Below are 1,622 nucleotides of genomic sequence, written 5' to 3' on the forward strand. Positions count from 1 at the left end.
GGAGATGGCCTCCGCAATCGTCATCGGCGTCGACCCATCCGGGTATTCGCGCACCGAGCCATCGGGGAAGGATACGTTGATCATTGTTTCGTCTTTCGTCGTGTCGGCGGAGGTGTAGGCGAGTTTGGCGCGGGATTGAACCCGCCGCCGTCGATCCCTTCACGCTTGCGAGGGGCCTCGCGACCTCCGCAGTTTCAGTTTTCAGCCAGGTCCAGATCTCTTAAGGGCGCGCCGGTTCGGACCGGTCCACACTCCAGACGCCATAGCGCCAGGGGGTGAACCACCGCGCGCCGGTGCTAGTGAGGGTCGGCGCCGGGTCCCACCCGTGCGATCCTCCGGGCCTGCAGCGCGCAAACCGCGCCAGCCCCATCCACGACCCCGCCCAGACGCCATGCTTCGACACGCATTCCGCGCAGTATTCCGAGCACGACGGCTCATGCCGGCACCGCACGCCAAGCACGGCGAACGCCGGCGACAGCGTCGCCTTGTAACCCTTCAGCAGGGCGCCGATTATCGGCTTGTATGAGGGGGCCTCAACCATGGCCGGGATATAGCCCTGAATGGGTAACGGATCAAACCAGCCCGATAGCGCCCGGCCACGGCCTCGGCTAGACAGGCCGCAGACCAAGGGGACGACGATGAGAGCGATTGTACTGGCCGCGCTTGCGCTGGCCGCCTGCCAACCTGCTGTCCAGGACCCGGCCGCGCCCGCCGCATCTCCGCCTGCGGCCGAAACACCTGCTCCCGCCCCGCTCGCGCTAAAGCCCTCCGGCCCGGCCCGCACGATCTCCGCCGAGCAGGAACAATCCGACGCCGCCTGGGTCACCGACGTTCGCCACATCAAGGATGTCGACGCCAAGATCTTCTCCACCGCCGGCGGCGACCCCGCGATCAACGGCCTCTATACCTACCTCGCCCTCTACACCGCGCCCGACGGCTGGACGCGCGTCTTTCAGATCGGCGATTACAATTCCTGGGAGGTCGTCGAAGAATCCGCAGAGAGCCTGACGTTGAAAGTGAGCCGTTCGTGGATCGAGGAAGGCTCGGGCGACGTGAAAACGGCAGACGAATACCTCATCGTCGCGATCCCCGACGAACAGGCGACGACGGTCGACGTCACGCCGGCCGCCTGAGGCACGGAGGCATTCCCGCGATAGCAACCCTGCGCTAGCGTCCGCCCATGCCCGGCCCCCGCGCCTTTGCTGACCTCCACGCCCAGGCGCGTCGACATGCGCGCCGGCCGGACGAAGCCGACGACCTGCTGCAAGCCGCTCTCCTCGCCGCGCTGGAATCAGGCCGCACCGATCTCGCCGCGGCCGAGACCCGTCGCTGGATCGTAGGCGTCATCCGCAACCGCGCCGCCTTCGACGCCCGCACCAGCGCCCGCCGCAAGCGCCGCGACAGCGCATGGTCAGACATGCACGGAATGGAGCCGGCTCATCCTGAGCAGCGATCGCAGGAAGCGTCCGGCGAAAAACGGACAGGCGAGGCCACACTCCCCACCCTCTCCCCCTCCCTCCGGCTCACCGCCCTACTCGCCCTCTCCGGCCATACCCGACAGGAAATCGGCTGGCTGCTGAACCTCTCCGACACCGCCCTCCGCCAGCGCATCTCCCAGCTCA

Annotated in this window: 4 protein-coding genes; 2 read left to right on the forward strand and 2 right to left on the reverse strand. The window is 67.4% G+C overall.

Translation table 11 applies throughout. The annotated features are described in order from the left end of the window. On the reverse strand, positions 1-84 hold an 84-nt coding region (locus RMO97_RS21565; RefSeq protein WP_409035299.1), incomplete at its 3' end, for a TGS domain-containing protein. A 136-nt stretch (positions 85-220) separates the two neighbouring features. After that, a complete protein-coding gene (yidD, locus tag RMO97_RS08740; protein WP_310540387.1) occupies positions 221-541 on the reverse strand; it encodes a membrane protein insertion efficiency factor YidD in 321 nt (106 codons plus the stop codon). A 97-nt stretch (positions 542-638) separates the two neighbouring features. Between yidD and RMO97_RS08745 the strand changes: the two genes are divergently transcribed. Together RMO97_RS08745 and RMO97_RS08750 are read left to right on the forward strand one after the other, a co-directional pair. Then, on the forward strand, positions 639-1,133 hold the full coding sequence (locus RMO97_RS08745) for a hypothetical protein (protein ID WP_310540388.1): 495 nt from the start codon (positions 639-641) through the stop codon (positions 1,131-1,133). A gap of 47 nt (positions 1,134-1,180) precedes the next feature. Then, a partial coding sequence (locus RMO97_RS08750; protein WP_310540389.1) for a sigma factor occupies positions 1,181-1,622 on the forward strand: 442 nt, incomplete at its 3' end.

The organism is Phenylobacterium sp. (assembly GCF_031425575.1).
Classification (GTDB): Bacteria; Pseudomonadota; Alphaproteobacteria; order Caulobacterales; family Caulobacteraceae; genus Phenylobacterium.